Origin of the sequence: Bradyrhizobium sp. SHOUNA76, assembly GCF_023006445.1 — a bacterium.
Classification (GTDB): Bacteria; Pseudomonadota; Alphaproteobacteria; order Rhizobiales; family Xanthobacteraceae; genus Bradyrhizobium.
Window position 1 is genome coordinate 1 of the sequence record NZ_JALBHA010000654.1, and the last position, 2,908, is coordinate 2,908.

Below are 2,908 nucleotides of genomic sequence, written 5' to 3' on the forward strand. Positions count from 1 at the left end.
CCGCGCTCGATGCGATCGGCGATGCGGCGGCTGTCGTTGCGTAAGCGGCCGGCGAGCTGCGAGAGTGCGGTTTCCACCGGCGCCGCCAGCTGCGCCGGGTCGACATTGTCGATCCCGGTCGCCACCACCGAGACGCGGACGATGCCTTCGAGGCTTTCGTCAAACGACGCGCCGACGATGATGTTGGCGTCCGGGTCGGCCTCGTCGCGAATGCGGGTGGCGGCTTCGTCGACTTCGAACAGCATGAGATCCCTGCCGCCGGTGATGGAGATGATGAGGCCACTGGCGCGCTTGATCGAGGGGTTCTCGATCAATGGATTGGAGATTGCGGCCACGGCGGCGGCGAGCACGCGTTTCTCGCCGGAAGCCTCGCCCCGTCCCATCATCGCCTTGCCCTTCTCCCGCATCACGGAGAGAACGTCGGCAAAATCGAGATTGATCAGGCCTTCCTTGACGATGAGGTCGCTGATGCAGGCCACGCCCGAATAAAGCACCTGGTCGGCGAGGGCAAAGGCATCGGCGAATGTGGTCTTGTCGCTGGCCACCCGGAACAGGTTCTGGTTCGGGATGATGAGCAGGGTGTCGACCGTCTTCAGCAATTCCTCGATGCCGGCTTCGGCAAAGCGCATGCGGCGCTGGCCCTCGAAGTAGAATGGCTTGGTGACCACGCCGATGGTGAGGATGCCGAGCTCGCGCGCGGTCCTGGCGATGATGGGTGCAGCCCCGGTGCCGGTGCCGCCGCCCATGCCGGCAGTCACGAACACCATGTGCGCGCCGGTCAGATGTTCGCGGATCGTATCGATGGCCTCCTCGGCCGCGGCGCGTCCCAATTCGGGTTGCGAGCCGGCGCCGAGGCCCGCGGTCACCTGTGTGCCCAGCTGGATGAGGCGCGTCGCCTTCGACATGGCAAGCGCCTGCGCGTCGGTATTGGCGACGACGAAGTCGACCCCTTGCAGCCCGCCCGTGATCATGTTGTTGACGGCATTGCCGCCGGCGCCGCCGACACCGAATACGACAATGCGCGCCTTCATCTCGTGAATATCGGTCATGCCAGTCATTCTGTCCTCGCGGTTGCTCCGGCAGGCCGGGATGGAGAAAGGTTCGAGTGCTACCTGCAGGCCGCGCGGTCTGCGTCCACGATGGAAGCGGCCAGATGTCCCAATCGAAGCGCGGCTGGTCCCGCGATCGCGCCACCAGGGCGGCGACCGGTCCGCAAAGCCGTCACTTCGTCTTCCAGGCGTGCCGCCCACGCATTGGCGGCCTTCGTCTCGGCCGCCGCCTGCTTGAGCTCGACGGCAAGGCGATCGGCGCGCTCACGCTCGCGCTCGAAATCCGCCCTGTAGCCGGTTGCTGCTGCTTCGAGCCGCGCGACCTCCGCCTTGAAGGCCTCCGCCTTGAATGCCTCGATCTTTGCCATGGAGGCGGCAATGGGGTCTGCCCGGCCGCGACGTCGTGGGCGAGGCGTGTACCGCAGTTCGGAGAGATCAACACTCACCAGGGCCTTGCCATCATCCGACCGCGAGCGCGGCAAGCCGCGTCGCCTGGCGAGCGAACGAGCGGCCTCGCGCGAGATATCGAGGCGGGCACTGAGATCGGCATACGTCAACAACGCGACGCACATCGGCGCTTCTCCTGGAGCGAACCGGGAAGGCATTTCGGGCTAATGATGGCTGGACGATTACAGCAGGCTAGGCTGCGTTGGTTAACGGACGGTTAACGCGCGGGGGGCGTTGTTTACCGGTGGCGGCACGGTGCCGATCCCGGGGATCGAAGGACATCATCTGCTGCGGCTGGGCCTGTCGGTCTTGCGCAGGCAGCGAGGGAGCTTCAGGACGTTGGAGATGTTCTCCGAGATCTCGCTGCCGGTGCCATCACAGCAGGTGACGAGGTAGTGCTACCTCTGGGCAGCGCCAAAAACAAAAACGGCCGGATCTTCCGATCCGGCCGTAAACGCAAAACTCTACTCGGCTAAGCCTACGCCACGCGACGCAACCTAGCCCCCGCCCAATTCTGAAAACTTAGCTGGCCTTCTTCGCCGGCGCGGTGGTCGGGCCGACCTTCTTCTGGATGGCGCGCTTCAGCTCGAGGGCGCGCGGCGACAGGGCGTCGGCCTTGGCCTTGAGCAAATAGGCATCGAGGCCGCCATTGTGGTCGACGCTCTTCACCGCGTTGGTGGAGACGCGCAGGCGCACGTTGCGCTCGAGGGCTTCCGAGATGAACGTCACGTTGACGAGGTTCGGCAGGAAGCGGCGCTTGGTCTTGATGTTGGAGTGGCTGACCTTGTGGCCGACGAGGGGGCCCTTGGCCGTCAGTTCGCAGCGGCGAGACATGGTAGAAATCCTCAGGTTTCGAACCCCTAACGAGTGCGGCCGCCATTCTGGGCGCCACGGGGGCTAATTCTTCGTCCTTGCAGGGAGCGGCGGACGTATAGGGGGGAAGGGGCGGGCCGTCAAGGTTTTGGGGCGTCTTTTGAGGCCGCCCGCGAGGTGCGCTCCCTCCCCCGCGCGCGGGGGAGGGTTGGGGAGAGGGTGTCGCCGCGGCGGGGCAGACGTGAGCGCCCCCTAGAGGAGAGAGCCCTCACCCGCGCTTCGCGCGACCTCTCCCGCAGGCGGGAGAGGTTTGCGGCCCGCGGTTACCGATCACCAAAACGGCAATGTTTGTCGCGCCTTACCATCACATAAAGGGCGTATTCGCCGCCGAAGAGTCCGGTGGAGTTCCCGGTTTAGGGCGCCCGGACACATTGTTTGCCGTGGTTTTTGGCTTAAGTAACAGCCATCGCGCCCCGATTGGATTGTTTCGTGCTCATCACGCCGCCTCTTGCGCCAGAAACGCGCTCGATCCGTCCGCGCTTTGCCGGCTGGCTGGCGGCGTTTTGCGGCCTGGCGTTGGCTTGGGGCGCGGTGCCGGC

At 65.3% G+C, this 2,908-nt stretch carries 3 protein-coding genes; all 3 read right to left on the reverse strand.

Features of this window, described 5'->3' with window-relative positions; genetic code table 11:
- The coding region (gene ftsZ / locus MOV74_RS35100; protein ID WP_246931676.1) for a cell division protein FtsZ at positions 1 to 1,058 on the reverse strand (1,058 nt) is incomplete at its 3' end.
- Positions 1,059 to 1,108: 50 nt separating this feature from the next.
- The gene (locus tag MOV74_RS35105; protein WP_246931679.1) at positions 1,109 to 1,621 is read right to left on the reverse strand and encodes a hypothetical protein; all 513 of its coding nucleotides are present in this window, start codon (positions 1,619 to 1,621) and stop codon (positions 1,109 to 1,111) included.
- A gap of 397 nt (positions 1,622 to 2,018) precedes the next feature.
- On the reverse strand, positions 2,019 to 2,330 hold the full coding sequence (gene rpmB, locus MOV74_RS35115) for a 50S ribosomal protein L28 (protein WP_246931680.1): 312 nt from the start codon (positions 2,328 to 2,330) through the stop codon (positions 2,019 to 2,021).
- Between the last annotated feature and the right edge of the window lie 578 nt (positions 2,331 to 2,908).